The organism is Nonomuraea sp. NPDC049646, from assembly GCF_044465525.1.
GTDB lineage: Bacteria > Actinomycetota > Actinomycetes > Streptosporangiales > Streptosporangiaceae > Nonomuraea.
The window spans coordinates 850,331-866,872 of the sequence record NZ_JBITLU010000002.1 but is presented as its reverse complement, the minus strand read 5'-3'; the positions used below and the strand labels follow the sequence as shown (position 1 = coordinate 866,872).

Genomic DNA, 16,542 nt, shown 5'->3' with positions numbered 1-16,542 from the left:
GCTCGCAAACCGGCCCCCGCGCCGCCCGTCTCTGCCACTACGGTGGCTCCGGTGAAACCGCGGCGAGAGGGGAGAACGGCGCGATGGCGGAACTGCCACGAGTGCCGCCGGAGATGTTCCGGTTCGCCACCACTGAGCGGGCGGATCTGCACACGGCCCTCCTCGACGTCCTCGGCGCCGCCGCCGAGCGCCTGGAACCCGCGCTGACCGCCGGCGAGGTCCGCGACCGGCTGCGCGCCCGCGGCTGGTACGCCCCCGTCGCCGACCACGACCTCACCGGCGCGCTCCGGCAGCTCGCCGGCTGGGGACTGGTCGAGGTCGTCTTCGACCACGCCGCCGGCTTCGCGACCGCCGAGGAGTACGAGCGCAGGAACCTGCGCTACGCCCTGACCGCCCAGGGCGAGGCCGCCCACGCCGGGCTGCGGCAGGCGTCGGCGACGCTGGCCCCGGCGACACCGGCCTCGGGGGGCGCGCTCCACACCGCCCTGCACACCGCCGTGCTCGACGCCCTCGCCGACCGGCTGGAGGAGCTGGAGGCGCTGCTGGCCGACCCCGACCCCGGCCGCGACCGGAGGGTGTTCACCTGCCTGCGAGAGCTGGAGTGCCACCTCGACGGGCTGCGCCGCGACACCGTGCGGCTCAACGGCGAGCTGCGGCGGCTGCTGCGCGCCGACGGCGCCGGCGTTGGCACGTTCCACGAGGCCGAGGCGGCCACGGTGGCCTACCTCCAGGAGCTCGTGACCGGGCTGGAGCAGCGCGGCGAGACGGTGGCGCGGGCGTTGCGCGGCGTGGCCGGGCGGGGCGTCGGCGTCCTGCACACCAGGGCCCTGGCCGGCGCCGACCTGCCCCGGATCGCCGGCGCCGACCTGGCCACGCCGTGGCTGGCGGCCCGCGCCGCCGCCTGGGCCGAGCTGCGCCAGTGGTTCGACCCCGGCCTCGTCCCGGCCCCCGACCTCGACGGCGGTGCCGACGGCGGCGGCGGCCCCCGCCTGCGGCGGCTGCGGGAGATCGCGGGCGAGGCCATCGTCACGCTGCTCGGGCTGCTCGACCGCGTCACCGCCGCCCGCCGCCCCGCCTCCGGCGCCGCCGCCGACTTCCGCGCGCTGGCCCGCTGGTTCGCCACCGCGCCCGGCGAGGACGACGCCCACCGCCTCTGGGACGCCGCCTTCGGCCTCGGCCCCGCCCGGCACGCCCACCTCGGGCACGCCGACGCCGAGCTCGTCCCGGCCGGCACGCCCTGGGCGGAGGCCGGGCCGGTGGCCGTCTCGGCGCTGCTGCGCTCGCGGGGCAGGACCGAGCGCATGGGCCGTACCGGGCGGGTGCGCGACGTGGCCGCCCTGCGCGCCGAGCGCCGCGCCCGCGCCGAGAGGGAGCACGCCGGGCTGGAGACCGCCTGGCAGGCGCTGGCCGCCACCGGCTCGGTCCGGCTGTCCCAGCTCGGCGCGCTCGACCACGACACCCTCGGCCGGCTGCTCGACCTGCTGGGCCGGGCCCTGGCCGCCCGTCCCGACGCCACCGGGCTGCGCCGGGCCGTAACCTCCGACGGCCGGGTCGAGGTCGTGCTGCGGGCCCCCGGCGACGGCGCGGTCGCGGTGCTGCGCACCTCCGAGGGCTGGTTCCGCGGCCCCGACTACCTGCTCGACGTGCGCGCCCCGGGCGCCCGCGACCACGGGAGGGCCGAAGGGGCATGAGCAGCCTGGCCAACCAGCTCGTCAGGGCGGAGAAGGAGGAGATCGCCCGCGCGATCAGGACCCTCCTCGCCCGGCCCTTCCTGACGGCGGACGACGAGCCCGCCGCCTTCGCGGTGATCAGGAAACGGCGGGAGCCGCTGACCCGGTGGTTCGACTACTTCTGCGGCTGGCGGCTGGTCGTGGAGCCTCGCGAGGGCTATGCCCGCCTGGTCAAGGTCGGGTCGCGGCCGACGGCCACCCGCCCGGCCCGCCGCCGCGCCGGCGGCCCGCCGTTCGACCGCCGCCGCTACACGCTGCTGTGCCTGTGCGCGGCCGAACTGCTCGCCGCGCCGGTCACCACGATCGGCATGCTGGCCGGACGGGTGGCGCGGGCGGCGGCGGTCGAGACCGGCGTGCCGCCGTTCGACCCGGTCGGCGCCGACGAGCGGGCCGCCTTCGTCGACGCGCTCAAGCTGCTCGAACGGCACGGCGCGATCACCGCCACCGACGGCACGACCGACGCCTACCTCGGCGACGAGGACGCCAAGGTGCTCTACCGCGTGGACACCACCCGCGTGATCACGCTTCTGGCCGCCCCCGTCCCGCCCTCCCGCCTGCCCGGCGCCCCCGCGGCTCCCCTCGCGGCGCTCACCGTCGAGGCCCGGTACGGCGGCGACGAGCCCACGCAGACCCAGCGCGCCCTGTGGGCCCGCCACTCCGTCATCCGCCGCCTGCTCGACGAGCCCGTCGTCTACCTCGACGAGCTGACCCCCGCCCAGGCCGCCTACGCCGCCTCGCTCACCGGCCGCCGGATGATCCGCAGGGCCGCCGAGGAGGCCGGGTTCGTGCTGGAGGAGCGCGCCGAGGGGCTGCTGCTCGTCGACACCGAGGCCACCGCCACCGACACCAGGTTCCCCGACGACGGCGCCCCCGCCAAGGTCGCCGCCCTGCTCCTGCTCGACCTGCTGGTCACCGCCGGTCCGCTGCCCGCAGGACGCCTCGACGAGGAGGCCGCCGAGCTGCTGCGGCGCTTCCCCCAGTGGGCCAGGGCCTACCAGTCGGACGGCGGCGCGCCGCGCCTGGCCGCCGACGCGCTGGCGGTGCTCGCCATGTTCGGGCTGTGCCGCCGTACCGGGGACCGGGTGGCCGCCCTGCCCGCCGGAGCCCGCTACCGGGTCGATCGCGGCCCGGCCGACACGGCCGACACGGCCGACACGGAGGACGCATGACCGTCACCGAGCTCACGCCCGCCCGCACCGCCCCCGGCATGGACCGGCGCTGGATCCCCGTACGCGCCGGAATCCTCAACGTGTGGCGCTACCACGACGAGGTGTTCGAGTTCCACCGGGGCCGGCTGCTGCTGCGCGGGCCCAACGGCAGCGGCAAGTCCAAGGTGCTCGAACTGCTGCTGCCGTACGTGCTGGACGCCAGTCTCAAACCCAGCAGGCTGTCCACGTTCGGCGGCACCGAGCGGACCATGCACTGGAACCTCATGGGCGAGGGCGCGAGCGGCGTCACCCGCGTCGGCTACGTCTGGCTGGAGTTCCAGCACGCCGACGGCCGCTGGTTCACCTGCGGCGCCCGCCTCCAGGCCACCGCCCACACCAAGAACGTCACCGCCGCCTACTTCACCACCGGCTCCCGCGTCGGCCTGCCCGGCGGCGTCCGGCTCACCGGCGACGGCGGCCAGCCGCTGACCAGGGCCCAGCTCGCCGACGAGCTGGGCCAGGCCGGGACGGTCCACGAGTCCGCCGACGCCTACCGCGCCGTCGTGCGCGGCACCCTCTACAGCGCGCTCAACGAGCAGCGCTACGACTGCCTGCTCACCGCGCTGCGCCAGCTCCGCACCCCCAAGCTGTCCGAACGCCTCGATCCCGGCCTGCTGTCCGACCTGCTGTCCAGCGCCCTGCCGCCGCTCGGCGAGGGCGAGATCCACGAGATCGCGGGCGGGTTCGAGCGGCTCGACCGGCGGCGCGAGGAGCTGCGCCTGCTCGACCGCGACGTGCAGGAGGCCGACCGGCTGGCCGACGTCCAGCGCGGCTACGCCCAGAGGGTGCTGCGCGCGGCCGCCGCCGCGGCCCTGTCCGCCGGGCAGGCCGTCGACGCCCTCGCCGCCGAGGTCAAGGCCGGACGGGAGGCGCTCAAGCAGGCCGGCGACGAGCTGGCCGCCGCGGCCGTCCGGCTGTCGGAGGAGGAGGCGCAGGAGCTGGCCCTGGCCGCGCAGATCGACGGGCTGAAGGAGAGCCAGGCGTACCGGTCCGGGCACGACCTGCACCGGCTGCGCACGCAGGCGCGCGAGGCGCACGAGTCGGCGGCCCGGCTGCGCGACCAGGCCGGGACGGCGGCCCGCGGCGCGTCGGCCAGGCAGGAGCTGTCGCTGCGCGCGGCGGCCGTCGCCCGCGCCGCCACCGGCCTGGCCGACCGCGCCCGCGGCGAGGCCCGCCGGGCCGCCGAACGCGCCGGGCTGCTCTCGGTCCACCTGGAGTGCGAACGCCCGGTTCCCGACCCCGGCGGCGCGCAGCCCGGCGCCCCCGGCGAGGGGGAGCGGGGGGACGACGGCGAGGAGTCCGTGCGCCGCGCCCGCGAGCTGCTGCGCGCCGCCGTCACCAGCCGCGCCGGCCAGATCCGCGAGGTCGCGGCGGCGGCCGCCGAGCACGAGGAGGCGATCGGCCGCCGCACCACCGCCGAGCACGACCGCGACCGCGTCCGCGACGACCTGGCGGCCGCGACCGCCGCCCACGACCAGGCCGGCGCGACCCGCGACGAGCGCGCCCGCGACCTGGCCGCCGCCCTGGAGGAGTGGGCCCGCGGCTGCGTGCACCTCCGGCTCGACCCCGAGGAGCTGGCGGGCCTGGCCGACCGGTCCGACCAGGCCGACGAGCTGGTCGGCGCGGCCCGTACGGCGGCCGCGGTCCGGCTGGCCGCCCGCGAGCACCACCTGACCGGCCTGCGCGACCGGCTGCACGCCGAACGCGCCGAGCTGGCCCGCGAACGCGAACGCCTGGCCGACCGGACCGCCCTGGAGCCGCCCCCCTCGCCCGCCCGCCCCGCCTCCCGATCCGGACGGCCCGGCATGCCGCTGTGGCGGGCGCTGGCCTTCCGCTCCGGCGTCGACCCGGTCACCCAGGCGGGCATCGAGGCGGCGCTCGAAGCCTCGGGCCTGCTCGACCTGTGGCTGCTGCCCGACGGCGGCATGGACCCCGGCGAGCACGACGCCTTCGCCGCCTCCGCCCTGGCCCGGCCCGCGCCCGGCCAGAGCCTGGCCGCCGTGCTGTCCGCCCAGCCGGGCGCGCCCGTCTCGGCCGAGCGGGTGCTCGCGGGCGTCGCCTTCGCCCCCACGGCGCTCGGCCTCGACCACCCGGCGGCCGTCGGCGCCGACGGCACCTGGCGGCTCGGCCCGGCCGCCGGGCGCTGGGTCAAGCCGGAGCCCTCCTACATCGGCGACGCCGCCCGCGAGCGCGCCCTGCGCCGCCGCGTCGCCGAGCTGGACGACCGGCTCTCCGACCTGGCCGGCACGATCGCCGAGTGCGACCACCTGTTCAGGGTGCTGGCCGGCGACCGCGACACGCTCGCGGCCGAGCTTCGGCGGCGTCCCGACAGGAGGCCGTACGACGGCGCCGCGCGGGCGCTGGACGCGGCCGTCGGCAAGGTCGCCCTGCTGGAGGACCAGCTCCGGGCGCACGAGCAGCGCCTGCACGAGCGCGAGAAGGAGGTGGGCAGGTCGCTGCGCCGGCTCACCGAGCTGGCCGCCCGGCACGCCCTGCCCGCCGCCCGGCCCGCGCTCGACCGGCTGGAGGCAGCCCTTCGCGCCGCCGAGACCACCGGCGCCGTCTGGCACGACCGGCGCGGCGACGCCCGCGCGGCCAGGGAACGCGCCGGCCAGGCGGCCGAGACCGCCCGCGAGTACCAGGACCTGGCCGTCCGCGCGATGGAACGGGCCGAGGAGGCGGCCGACGCGGCCGTCGTGCTGGCCGAGAAGCTGGCCGCCGTCGAGCCCGCGGCCGGCGGCCAAGACCTCGACCTCCTCGACCGGCTCCAGGACGCCCAGACCGCCCACCAGGGCTGCCGCCGCCTGATCCGGACGATCCACGACGACACGGCCCGGCTCAACGCCCGCCTCGGCCGGCTCAGGGGCGAGCTGGGCCGGGCCGAGGAGAAGCACGCCGAGGCCGGGCGCGTCCGCGAGGCGGTCTGCGAACGCCTGCGCCGTCTGCTGGCCGGCCACCTGGCCGCCGACGCCGGCCTGCCGTCCGGCTCCCAGGCGCTGCTCGCCCCCGACGCCGGGGTGCGCGCGGTGCTGGAGGCGGCCGGGGACGTGGCCGCGCGGCTCGCGGCGGTGCCGCACGACCGGCGGACCGTCAGGGAGGCCGAGGCCCGCCTGCGGGACGCCTTCCACCACGCCAGGGAGGTCCTGGCCGGCCGCGCCGAGCTGGAGCTGGCCCCCGACGAGGACGTCCAGGTGCTGACCGCCGTCGCCGGCGGCGTGCGGGCGGGCGCGACGGCGCTGGGCAGGGCGCTGTGCGGCGAGCGCGACGAGCGGCGCGGCGACATCACCGAGGCCGAGCGCGACCTGTTCGACCGCACGCTCGCCGGTGACACGCGGCGGCACCTGGCCGACCGCATCCGCCAGGCCGCCGCGCTGGTCGAGGGCATGAACCAGCGGCTCGAACGCGTCCGCACGGCCTCGGGGGTCGCGGTGCGCCTGGTGTGGCAGGTCGATCCCGGCCAGTCACCGGCCACCCGCGCGGCCCGCGAGCTGCTGCTGCGCGACCCGGCCGGGCTGAGCGAGGCCGACCGCGAGGCCCTGTACGCCTTCTTCCGGGACCGCGTCGAGGAGGCGCGCGCCGACAACTCCTCGGCCGGCTGGGAGGACCAGCTCATGAAGGTGCTCGACTACACGTCCTGGCACCGGTTCGTGGTCCGCCTCGACCGCGGCGACGGCCAGGGCTGGCAGGACCTGACCAGGAAGCTGCACGGCGCCCTGTCCGGCGGCGAGAAGGCCATCGCCCTGCACCTGCCGCTGTTCGCCGCCGTGGCCGCCCACTACCGCACCGACCCCGGCTGCCCCCGGTTCATCCTGCTGGACGAGGTGTTCGTGGGCGTCGACCGGGCCAACCGCGGCCAGGTCTTCGACCTGCTGGTGAACCTCGGGCTCGACCTCGTGCTCACCTCCGACCACGAGTGGTGCGAATACCGCGAGCTGGACGGCATCGCCATCCACCAGCTCATCACCGGCGACGGCGACGACGCAGTGACCACGGCCCGCTTCGTGTGGAACGGCTACCGGACCGTCGCCACTGAGACCCTTGATTAGAAAGGTTCTTTACCACCAGCGATCGCGTCCGTATGGTGGGGGCAACCCTCGGGAGGCGGTCATGAAGATCCGCACCGCTGCGGTCGTGCTGACGACCCTGCTCGCCCTGTCGGTCCCTGCCTCGGTGACCGTCTCGCCCAGTGCCGCGGCGGCGGCCGCCGTCGCCTTCGGCGCGATCGTGCCCGCTCCGGTGAGCGCGGTCCCGGCGGCGGGGGTGACGTACCAGATCAGCGCCGCGACGGCCGTGTACTCCGAAGCGCCCGAGGTGGGCGAGCAGCTCGCCGGGCGGTTGCGGCGCTCGACCGGCTACCCGATCCCGATCGTCACCGCCCCGCCGGCGGACGGGATCGCGCTGCGGCTCGGCACGGTGGCCGGCGGGGAGGATGCCTACCAGCTCGACGTGACCGCCGCCGGGATCGTCGTGCTGGCCAACCAGGCCGCCGGGCTGTTCAACGGCGTGCAGACGCTCCGGCAACTGCTGCCGTACGCCGCCGAGGCCGGCACGGTGCAGCCCGGCCCCTGGCCGGTGCCGGGCGGGCGGGTCGTGGACCGGCCGCGCTACCCCTGGCGGGGCGCGATGCTCGACGTGGCCAGGCACTTCTTCCCGGTGGACGCGGTCGAGCGGTACCTCGACCAGATCGCGCTCTACAAGATCAACCGCCTGCACCTGCACCTGTCCGACGACCAGGGCTGGCGCATCGCGATCGACTCCTGGCCCCGGCTGGCCTCCTACGGCGGCGGCACGGCGGTCGGCGGCGACCCCGGCGGCTTCTACACCAAGGCCCAGTATCAGGAGATCGTCGCCTACGCCGCCGCCCGGAACATCACCGTGATCCCGGAGATCGACATGCCGGGGCACACCAACGCCGCCCTCGCCTCCTACGGCGAGCTCACCTGCGACGGCGTCGCCCCGCCGCGCTACACCGGCACGGACGTCGGGTTCAGCTCGCTGTGCACGTCCAAGGAGATCACCTACACCTTCGTGGACCAGGTGATCGGCGAGCTGGCCGCGCTCACCCCCGGCCCGTACCTGCACATCGGCGGGGACGAGGCGTCCTCCACCACGCCGGCCGACTACCGGACGTTCGTGGACCGGGCGCAGGGCATCGTGGCCGCCCACGGCAAGACCGTGATCGGCTGGCACGACGTCGTCAACGCCACTCCGCTGCCCTCCACGGTCGTCCAGTACTGGGGCAGCGACCCCACGGAGACGGCGGTCTCGACGGCGGGCCGGAAGGTCGTCATGTCCCCGGCCGGCCGCGCGTACCTGGACATGAAGTACAACCGGCGCACCCCGCTCGGCCAGACGTGGGCGGGCACGATCGAGGTCAAGGACGCCTACGGCTGGGACCCCGGCGCCTACCTCAGAAGGCTCCCGCCCGAGCAGGTGCTCGGCGTCGAGGCGCCGCTGTGGACCGAGACGCTCAGGACGTCGGCCGACATCGACTACATGGCCTTCCCCCGCCTGCCCGCGCTCGCCGAACTGGGCTGGTCCCCTTCCGCCACGCACGACTGGACCGCGTTCCGGCAGCGGCTGGGCGCGCAGGGCCCGCGCTGGCGCGTCATGGGGATCGCCTACTACCGCTCCACCCAGATCGCCTGGCCCTCCGGTTCGTAGGAGCCCCCTCAGGAGCTGCGCATGTCACGATCGATCAGATGCGTCCTGGCCGTGCTCGTCCTGCTGCTCGCCTCGGGGGTGGTGAGCGCCGGCAGCGCCGTCGCGGCGGCCGGTTCGACCGAGCTGGCCTCGGGCTGGGCGCTGCGCCCGGCCACCGGCCTCGCCGACACCGGCGCGGTGATCTCCACGCCCGGGTACGCCACCACCGGCTGGCACCCGGTCACCCTGCCCTCGACCGTCCTGGCCGGGCTGGTCGCCGACGGCGTCTACCAGGACGTCTACTTCGGCCAGAACCTCAAGAACGTGCCCGACCTGACCACCCAGGACTGGTGGTTCCGCGGCGAGTTCACCGCCCCGGCCACGGCCCCCGGCCAGGTGTACTGGCTGCGTTTCAAGGGCCTCAGCTACCGCGCCCAGATCTGGCTGAACGGCGTGCAGCTCGACGCCGCGGCCGTGGGCACGTTCGTCGGCCACGAGTACGACGCCACCGCCGCGATCCGGCCCGGCGCGGCCAACGCGCTGGCCGTCAAGGTCACCCCGCCGCGCCACGACTGCAAGGACCTGTCCACCTGCACGGTCGACTGGAACCCCGAGGCCCCCGACATGAACGCGGGCATCTGGAACACGACCCTGCTGGACACCACGGGCCCGGTGGCCCTGCGCGTCCCGTACGTGCGGACCACCCTGTCCGGCGCCGCCGCCGACCTGGCCGTCTACGTGGACGCCGTCAACGCCACGAACGCCCCCGTCACCACCACGGTCAGCGGCACGATCACCAAGGCGGGCCGGCCCGACCTCACCTTCTCCCAGGCCGTCACGCTGGCCGCCCGCGAGCGCAGGGAGATCGCCTTCGCGCCCCTGCACGTGAGCGATCCGGTGCTGTGGTGGCCGTACCAGTTCGGCAGCCCCGAGCTGTACCGCCTGACGGTCGCCGCGGGCGCCTCCGACAGCAAGACCATCGACTTCGGCATCCGCCAGGTCACCGATTACCGCACCACCGTCAACGGCACCTCGTTCGCCGGATACAAGATCAACGGCCGGCCGATCCTGCTGCGCGGCGGCGGGTACGTGTGGGACCTGATGCAGCGCTGGGACACCAGGACGAACGCCGCCCACATCGCCTACGTCAAGGACATGGGCCTGAACACCATCAGGCTGGAGGGCACCCTCGGCAACGAGGAACTGTACGACATGGCCGACAAGGCGGGCATCCTGGTCATGCCGGGGTTCGTCTGCTGCAGCGCCTGGGAGGACGACAGCGCCTGGACCGCCGAGCAGGAACAGGTCGCCCGCGCCTCGCTGGACAGCCAGCTCCGCTCGCTGCGCCACCACGCCTCGGTGTTCCTGTGGACCTACGGCAGCGACCAGCCGCCGACGGCCGCGCACCTGGCCGCGTACAAGAGCGTGGCCGCCGCCCTGCACTGGCAGAACCCCACCCTGGACAACGTCGCCACCTGGTCCAACGCCGACGCCGGCATGAAGATGGACGGCCCCTACGTGTGGGAGCCGCCGGTGCTGTGGTGGGACGAGAGCAAGAGCGGCGGCGCGTACGGCAGCACGGGAGAGGAGGGCACCGAGTCGCCGCCGCCCCTGGAGACGCTGCAACGCTTCCTCGCGCCCGCCGACGTGTGGCCCATCGGCACGGCGTACAACTACCACGCCGGCAAGCCGGGCAGCGTGTTCGACACCATCGCCCCCTACAGCACCGGCCTGGCCAAGCGCTACGGCACGCCCGCCTCCGCCGCCGACCAGTCCCGCAAGTCCGAGGCGCAGAACTACGAGAACGCCCGCGCCTTCTTCGAGGCGTGGAGCGCCAGGCAGCACGTGCGCTCGTTCGGCTCGATCTTCTGGATGCTGAACAACGCCTGGCCGTCGGTCCACTGGAACCTCTACGACTACTACCTCAAGCCCGGCGGCGGCTACTTCGGCACCAAGAAGGCCACCGAACCCGTGCACATCGCCTACGACTACCTGACCCGGGCCGTCCACGTGATCAACTCGACCCTCACCACGCGGTCCGGGCTGACCGCCACGGTCTCCGTGCACAACCTGCCGGACCTGGCCCAGCAGTACACCGCCTCGGCCCCCGTCACCGCCACGGCCAACGCCGGCGTCCAGGTGCTGACGATCCCGGCGCTGACCGGGCTGTCGCGGACGTACCTCATCAGGCTCCAGCTCAAGGACGCCGCCGGCGCGAAGGTCAGCGACAACGTCTATTGGTACTCCACCGCGCCCGACACGCTCGGCAACAAGAGCAACTGGTACCGCACCACGCCGAAGACCTACGCCGACCTCACCGGCCTGAACGCCCTGCCCGCCGCCGACGTCGCCGCCACCGGCGTCCGCGCCGTCTCCGCCGGGACCGAGACCGTCACGATCACCCTGCGCAACCCGTCCGGCCTGGCCTTCCTCGTACGGCCGGAGGTGGTCGCGGACGGGCGCGAGGTCGTACCGGTGACCTACACCGACAACTACGTCACGCTGTGGCCGGGGGAGAGCACGACCATCACGGCCACGTACCGAACGAGCGACCTCGGCGGCCATCAGCCGGCACTCCGGGTACGCGGCTACAACGTCCCCACCACAACCATCCCCCTCACCTGACCCGCGTCCTGGACCTCCGCCTCCTGGACCCCCACCCCCTCGACCCCGCCTTCTCGGCCCCCGGGCTCTTTGACCCCGGCTCTTTGACCCCGGCTCTTTGACCCCGGCTCTTTGACCCCGGTTCTTTGACCCCGGTTCTTTGACCCCGGCTCCTTGGCCGCGGGGCCCGGTGCCCCGGGCGGGATCCCGCGCGGGGCGGCGGGGCTCGCGCGGGGCGGTGGTCAGGGGGTTGCCAGCGCGTCGGCCCAGGGCGGGTTCGCGCCCGCCACCGAGCACGTCAGCGCCGACACCCGGGCCGCGAACGACGCGGCGGCCACGGCGGTGTCCAGGTCGAGGCCGTCGAGCCGGCCGCCGAGCAGTCCGCGCGCGCCCAGGTCGTGCAGCAGCCCGGCGGTGAAGGAGTCGCCGGCGCCGACCGTGTCCACGACGTCGACCTCCGGCGCCCGCACCTCCGCCCGTTCGCCGTCGAGGGACACCAGCGCGCCCGCCGCCCCGCGGGTCACCACGACGAGCCGGGCCCCGGCGGCGTGCCAGGTGTCGCAGGCGCGTTGCACCGGCACGCCGGGCATCAGGAAGCGCAGGTCGTCCTCGCTGAGCTTGAGCAGGTCGGCCCACCGGCACCAGCGCTCGACCCGGTAGTCCTCGCGGGCGGCGAGAGTGGGCCGCACGTTGGGATCGACCGAGACCGTGGCCCGGGCGGCGGCCGCGCGCGCGAACTCCTCGACCGCCGCCCGGCCCGGCTCCCTGACCAGCGCCAACGACCCGGTGTGCAGGCAGACGGCCGGGCCGAGCCGGGCCGGGACCAGCTCGTCCGGGCTCCACTGCCAGTCGGCGGTGCCGCCCGCGTAGAAGGTGTAGGCGGCCTGGCCGCCGCCGTCGAGCGCGGCGACCGAGAGCGTGCTCGGCTCCGCGGCCTCGACGGCCGCCGACAGATCCACGCCCGAGGACGCCAGATGTTCACGGAACAGCGCGCCGAACACGTCGCCGGAGATGCGTCCGAGGAAGCGGGCGGGCGTGCCGAGCCTGGCCAGCGCCACCGCGGTGTTGGCCGGGCCGCCGCCCGGCAGCACCCGCAACCCGAGCTCACCCTGCCCCGCCCCGCCTGCCGCCCCGCCTGCCGCGCTGCCTGCCGCGGTGGTGAAGCCGTCGGCGACGCACTCGCCCAGAACAGCGATCATCGAGCCTGCCTTCCTGGCGCGCGCCGCCGATGCCGTACGCCCCGGGTGGCATCGACGTCTCCGGATGGGAGCTCATCATCGCAGCCCGGCGGCCTTCCGTGCCCGCGTCGGTTCCGTGCCCGCGTCGGTTCCGTGCCCGCGTCGGTTCCGTGCCCGCGTCGGCTCCGCGCCCCGCCGGCTCCGGGGCCGCGCCCGGCGTGGTGCCGGGACCCGTCAGGAGCTCTGGTTCCCGTCCTTCAGGTGGCCGGGCAGGCCGGTGTTCGGGACGTCGAGCTGCTGGGCGTACCGGTCGTTCAGCTCCGACCAGCCGAACCCGACCGCCGCCGCACCCCGGATCGGCGGGATCGGTCGCCCTTCGAGCAGCCGGTCGGCCACGTCGAGGCACAGGTGCCACCCGGCCGCCACCTTCGGCAGCAGGTCGCGGTCCAGGACGGTGTGCCGTAGCGTCAGCCGCGTGCCGCCGCCGGTCGCCGCCAGTTCCCAGCGCAGCAGGTCGGTGCCGAACGTGTGCTCCAGCAGCGTCGGCGGCTGGACGCGGACGACCTCGGCCACCAGGTCCTGAGGCTTCTCGTCGTCGATCATCGTGAGCGTCGCGCCACCGGCCTCGGAAAGGTCGCGGTCGGCGGTGTACGGCGCCCACGCCGCGAGCTGGCCGGGCTCGGTCAGCGCCCGCCACACCTTCTCCGGCGGATGCCGCAGGTCACGGACGAAGACGAGGGTCCAGCGACCTTCCGTCACCTCGCTGCCGACCTGGGCCGGCGGGCTCGGGCGGTACGCGTCTGGGGTCATGACTGCTCCAGGTTGTTGTCGAGATGGCGCTCAAGCGCGTCGAGATGCGTGTCCCACAGGGCCCGGTACGGCTGGAGCCAGTCGTCCAGCGCCCGGAAGGGGCCGGCATGGATGCGGTAGATCCGCCGCTGCGCCTCGGTACGGCAGGTGACGAACCCGGCCTCCCTCAGCACCTTCAGCTGCTTGGACACCGTGGGCTGGCTGACATCGAGCGCCTCGACCAGCTCGTTCACACTGCTCTCGGCCACCCGGAGCCGATCGAGGATCCGACGCCGGGTCGGCTCGGAGAGCACGGAGAACGCGTCGACGGGCATGCCTTCATATTCCCCTTCACGTATATGCCTGTCAAGGAATACACGCTGTCGACGACCCCTCGGCGAGTCGCGTCTCCCGGTGGTAGCGCCGATGCCGCCCTGGACGAGTGCTGGCGGAGGTGGACGACTGGCGAATCGAAGGCGCCGGGTCTTGACGCGCTTGAAGCCCACCTGACGCTCGTCCCGGGGAAAGAACGGGATGCCGCGCTGATCAGCGCCGGATGGACCCTTGGCGCGGTGCTCGTCTCTCAGTCTCGGGTGGGTCGCCTGGGGTGGCGAGGGGTGCGCTGCCGATCGGCGCTGGGTGAATCTCTGGTGCGGTGTTCGTCCTTTTGCCGCGGGTGGCTCCTGGCCCAGTGCTCGTCGGTCAGCCGCGAGTGGGCCCTTGCGCGGTGCTCGTCCCTCAGCTCCGGGTGGGTCGCCTGGGGTGGCGAGGGGTGCGCTGCCGATCGCGATATCGCCGTCGCCGGGCTCGGCTCGCAGGCGTTCGATCTCCTCGGCCGGGCCGCCGGAGGCCGGGTGCGCATTGGCCTGGTCGCCGGCAGCGTGGCGGAGGGCACCACCTAGGGGAGGGGCCCTCCGGGGCGTGGGTCCACTTGCGCCTGGGCTCGTCGAGCGTCGGATCGCCGTCGGTGGTCTCCTGGACCGGCATCGAGTCGTGGAGCCGACGTTTCATCAGGTGGACACCGACCCGGCGGATCTCGTCGACGGAGAGGCGGAAGACTTCCCTGCCGGAAGCTGTCCGGCCGAGGCTGCTGTCTATGGCCTCCGTGCGCCGGGGAACTCGTCGCGGCTCGTGGGATCCATGGCTGTGTCGCGTCAGTGAATCATCTCGCCCGAGAAGGGGCGCTCGCTGACATAGCCGTCGAGCGGGATGTCCCGAATGGCTGAGGGTGTGCGCCGGGTGTTCTCCTCGGCAACACGGGTTCGACAGGCATGACCTTCAAGCGCTGCGTAATTCGTGGCGGCTTGCGAGGTCTCTGGCTGTGTTGCCTCGCTCGAAAGCTCGCGCGAGAACGGTCGTGCGCCGCTGTCCGGTTCGATGAGGGGAGAGGTTGGTGGCGGGCGTCCTGCCTCGGTGGTTGGGGGAGGGGCGGGATTCCGGTCGGGCGTGTGGTTTTTTCGTGTCCGTCCGTGGGCTCGCTAATGTTATCTCTTCGTGATGTGCGGCGCTGGCGAACGATTTGTCCTGAGAGGGGGTGTATAGAGGAGATTGTCTGCCCGACTTTTCGTTTTTATCGGGAAAAGTGGGGCAGCGCTGTCCGATCATTCTTGTGGTTACGATGCCTTCGTCCAGTCGTTCTGCGGAGCGGAGGGGAAGAAGGGCGCCATCGATTCCCACGATTTGGCCGAACTCGAAAAGCGCCGAAACGACCCCGACTTCGCCGTGGCGTTCGCCGCCGTGATGCCGCCGCGCCAGCTCAAGAGCCTTCTGGCTGGTCTGCGCCGCGCGCATGCCATCCAGTCCACCAGCCTCGACCGGCTGGCCAGGGCGCTGAGCACGCTTCTCGGCACCGCTTCGCGCGCACCCGGCGCGGCCAGGATCTCGACCCCTTACGTCCACCGTCTGCTCGAAAACCTCGACGACCCGGAAACCGGTTTCGCGCTCGGGCAATTGTTGCGATACGGCTGTTTCGCCGACGTATTTCTGCGCGACCTCGCCTTCAAGGTCTACGACTACGAACGAAGCCAGCCTCCCGCGTCTCCGTACTGGCGGAACCTCCGTCCGGACTCACGGCCGATGTGCGCCATCCCCCTGGACGAACGCGACCCCATGGCGGCCGTCATGGCCGCCCTGGCCAACCACCCCAGGGCCGCCCGCGAATTCCTGACGGACGAGCAGCGGGACCCCCTGGAATATCTCCTCTACGAGCGCTTCTGGCCCGGAGGCACCGAGATGTACCTCGACCGGGCGATCGACATCGCGGGCCTCTAGGGACACCGGCGAGCACCGTCGTGACGCCGGCCCCGCCCAGGACGTCGTCCAAGAGCGCCGGGCACTTCCCGTCTCGGACCGGAAAGCGGGCTCGTGATCGCCTGGAACGCCCAGCCGGCGGTGGTGCCGAGAAGCGACGGCGTGACCCCGCTGCGCGCGCCGCCCGGCGGACGTCCTGGCGGACCTGAACTCAGTCGACGATCGCGCCGCTGGTCAGGTTGGCGATCGTCCCGGTCATGGCCCCCGCTCGATCCGACGCCAGGAACGCGGCCGTCTCCGCGATCTCGGAGAGCGTCGGCAGCCTCTTGAGCAGCGTCCCCTGCGCCATCGCCCCGCCGTCGAGCATCTCCTGGACGGACTGTCCGGCTGCCGCCGCGGCCTGCTCGAAGAGCTCCTTGGTGTAGGAACCGGCTGCCGGTGCGTCCACGACGGCGTGGGGACGGATGCCGATGACCCGGACGTTGGCCGGCGCCAGCTCCGCGGCCAGCACCCGGGAGAACGCCTCCTTGCCGGCCGCGCTCACGGCGTGCCCCAGGATGCCGCCGACGGCCAGCTTGGCGCCCGGCTCCGACAGCGTCAGGATCACGCCGGGACGCTCGCCCCCCATGTGCCGGGCCACAGCCTTGCTGGTGATGAACAGCGTCCGCAAGAAGCCGTCGATCGGCCGCATGAACTCCTCCAGCGACAAGTCAGCCAGCGTAGTCCCCTGGTCGTGCTGGACACTCACGGCGTTCACGGCGATGTCGATGCCGCCGGCCGTCGCCGCGACCGCGTCGGCGTGCTTGTCGACCGCCTCCTGGTCGAGCACGTCCACCAGCGCGGTCTCGACCGTTCCGCCCGCGGCGGCGATGTCACGCGCCACGGCGTCGAGCTTCGCCTGCGTCCGCCCGGCGATGAAGACCCGCGCGCCCTCCCTGGCGAAAACCCGCGCGATGGCGCCGCCGATGGCGCCGCCGCCTCCGTAGAGCACGGCGTTCTTGTCCTTGAGCAGCAATCCACTCATCAGTGACCTCCACATGATCTTTGTCCCGGACGGACGGACAAGCGGGCTCGCTGGTCACGCCGTGGGCGCGGCCATGGAGCCGTCCGCCGTTCGAGAGCGCGCTTGCGTGATGCAAG

General features: G+C 74.1%; 10 protein-coding genes. 6 read left to right on the top strand and 4 right to left on the bottom strand.

Annotated elements, in window-relative coordinates:
* Positions 1-83 precede the first annotated feature (83 nt).
* From ACIBQ8_RS08820 to ACIBQ8_RS08800, 5 genes are all read left to right on the top strand, one after another.
* Positions 84-1,691, top strand: a complete 1,608-nt coding sequence (locus tag ACIBQ8_RS08820; RefSeq protein WP_397191612.1) for a TIGR02677 family protein — start codon at positions 84-86, stop codon at positions 1,689-1,691.
* Complete coding sequence (locus ACIBQ8_RS08815) at positions 1,688-2,899, top strand: TIGR02678 family protein (protein WP_397191611.1); 1,212 nt, start codon at positions 1,688-1,690, stop codon at positions 2,897-2,899. Before ACIBQ8_RS08820 ends, ACIBQ8_RS08815 begins: the two co-directional genes overlap by 4 nt.
* Positions 2,896-6,984: a TIGR02680 family protein gene (locus ACIBQ8_RS08810; protein WP_397191610.1), complete on the top strand. Its 4,089-nt coding sequence runs from the start codon at positions 2,896-2,898 to the stop codon at positions 6,982-6,984. Before ACIBQ8_RS08815 ends, ACIBQ8_RS08810 begins: the two co-directional genes overlap by 4 nt.
* A 61-nt stretch (positions 6,985-7,045) precedes the next feature.
* Complete coding sequence (locus ACIBQ8_RS08805; RefSeq protein WP_397191609.1) at positions 7,046-8,602, top strand: beta-N-acetylhexosaminidase; 1,557 nt, start codon at positions 7,046-7,048, stop codon at positions 8,600-8,602.
* Positions 8,603-8,623: 21 nt separating this feature from the next.
* On the top strand, positions 8,624-11,206 hold the full coding sequence (locus ACIBQ8_RS08800) for a glycosyl hydrolase 2 galactose-binding domain-containing protein (RefSeq protein WP_397191608.1): 2,583 nt from the start codon (positions 8,624-8,626) through the stop codon (positions 11,204-11,206).
* A gap of 221 nt (positions 11,207-11,427) precedes the next feature.
* Here ACIBQ8_RS08800 and ACIBQ8_RS08795 read toward each other — a convergent pair whose 3' ends face one another.
* From ACIBQ8_RS08795 to ACIBQ8_RS08785, 3 genes are all read right to left on the bottom strand, one after another.
* A complete protein-coding gene (locus tag ACIBQ8_RS08795; RefSeq protein ID WP_397191607.1) occupies positions 11,428-12,384 on the bottom strand; it encodes a carbohydrate kinase in 957 nt (318 codons plus the stop codon).
* Positions 12,385-12,597: 213 nt separating this feature from the next.
* Positions 12,598-13,173 (bottom strand): SRPBCC family protein, encoded by a 576-nt coding sequence (locus ACIBQ8_RS08790; protein ID WP_397173610.1) that lies wholly within the window; start codon positions 13,171-13,173, stop codon positions 12,598-12,600.
* Positions 13,170-13,487: an ArsR/SmtB family transcription factor gene (locus tag ACIBQ8_RS08785; protein WP_397191606.1), complete on the bottom strand. Its 318-nt coding sequence runs from the start codon at positions 13,485-13,487 to the stop codon at positions 13,170-13,172. The genes ACIBQ8_RS08790 and ACIBQ8_RS08785 overlap by 4 nt, the downstream gene beginning before the upstream one ends.
* A gap of 1,345 nt (positions 13,488-14,832) precedes the next feature.
* Here ACIBQ8_RS08785 and ACIBQ8_RS08780 point away from each other — a divergent pair.
* Complete coding sequence (locus ACIBQ8_RS08780; RefSeq protein WP_397173614.1) at positions 14,833-15,423, top strand: hypothetical protein; 591 nt, start codon at positions 14,833-14,835, stop codon at positions 15,421-15,423.
* A gap of 190 nt (positions 15,424-15,613) precedes the next feature.
* On the opposite strand, the gene ACIBQ8_RS08775 is transcribed toward ACIBQ8_RS08780, so the two are convergent.
* A complete protein-coding gene (locus ACIBQ8_RS08775) occupies positions 15,614-16,426 on the bottom strand; it encodes an SDR family NAD(P)-dependent oxidoreductase (RefSeq protein ID WP_397191605.1) in 813 nt (270 codons plus the stop codon).
* Positions 16,427-16,542: the final 116 nt, after the last annotated feature.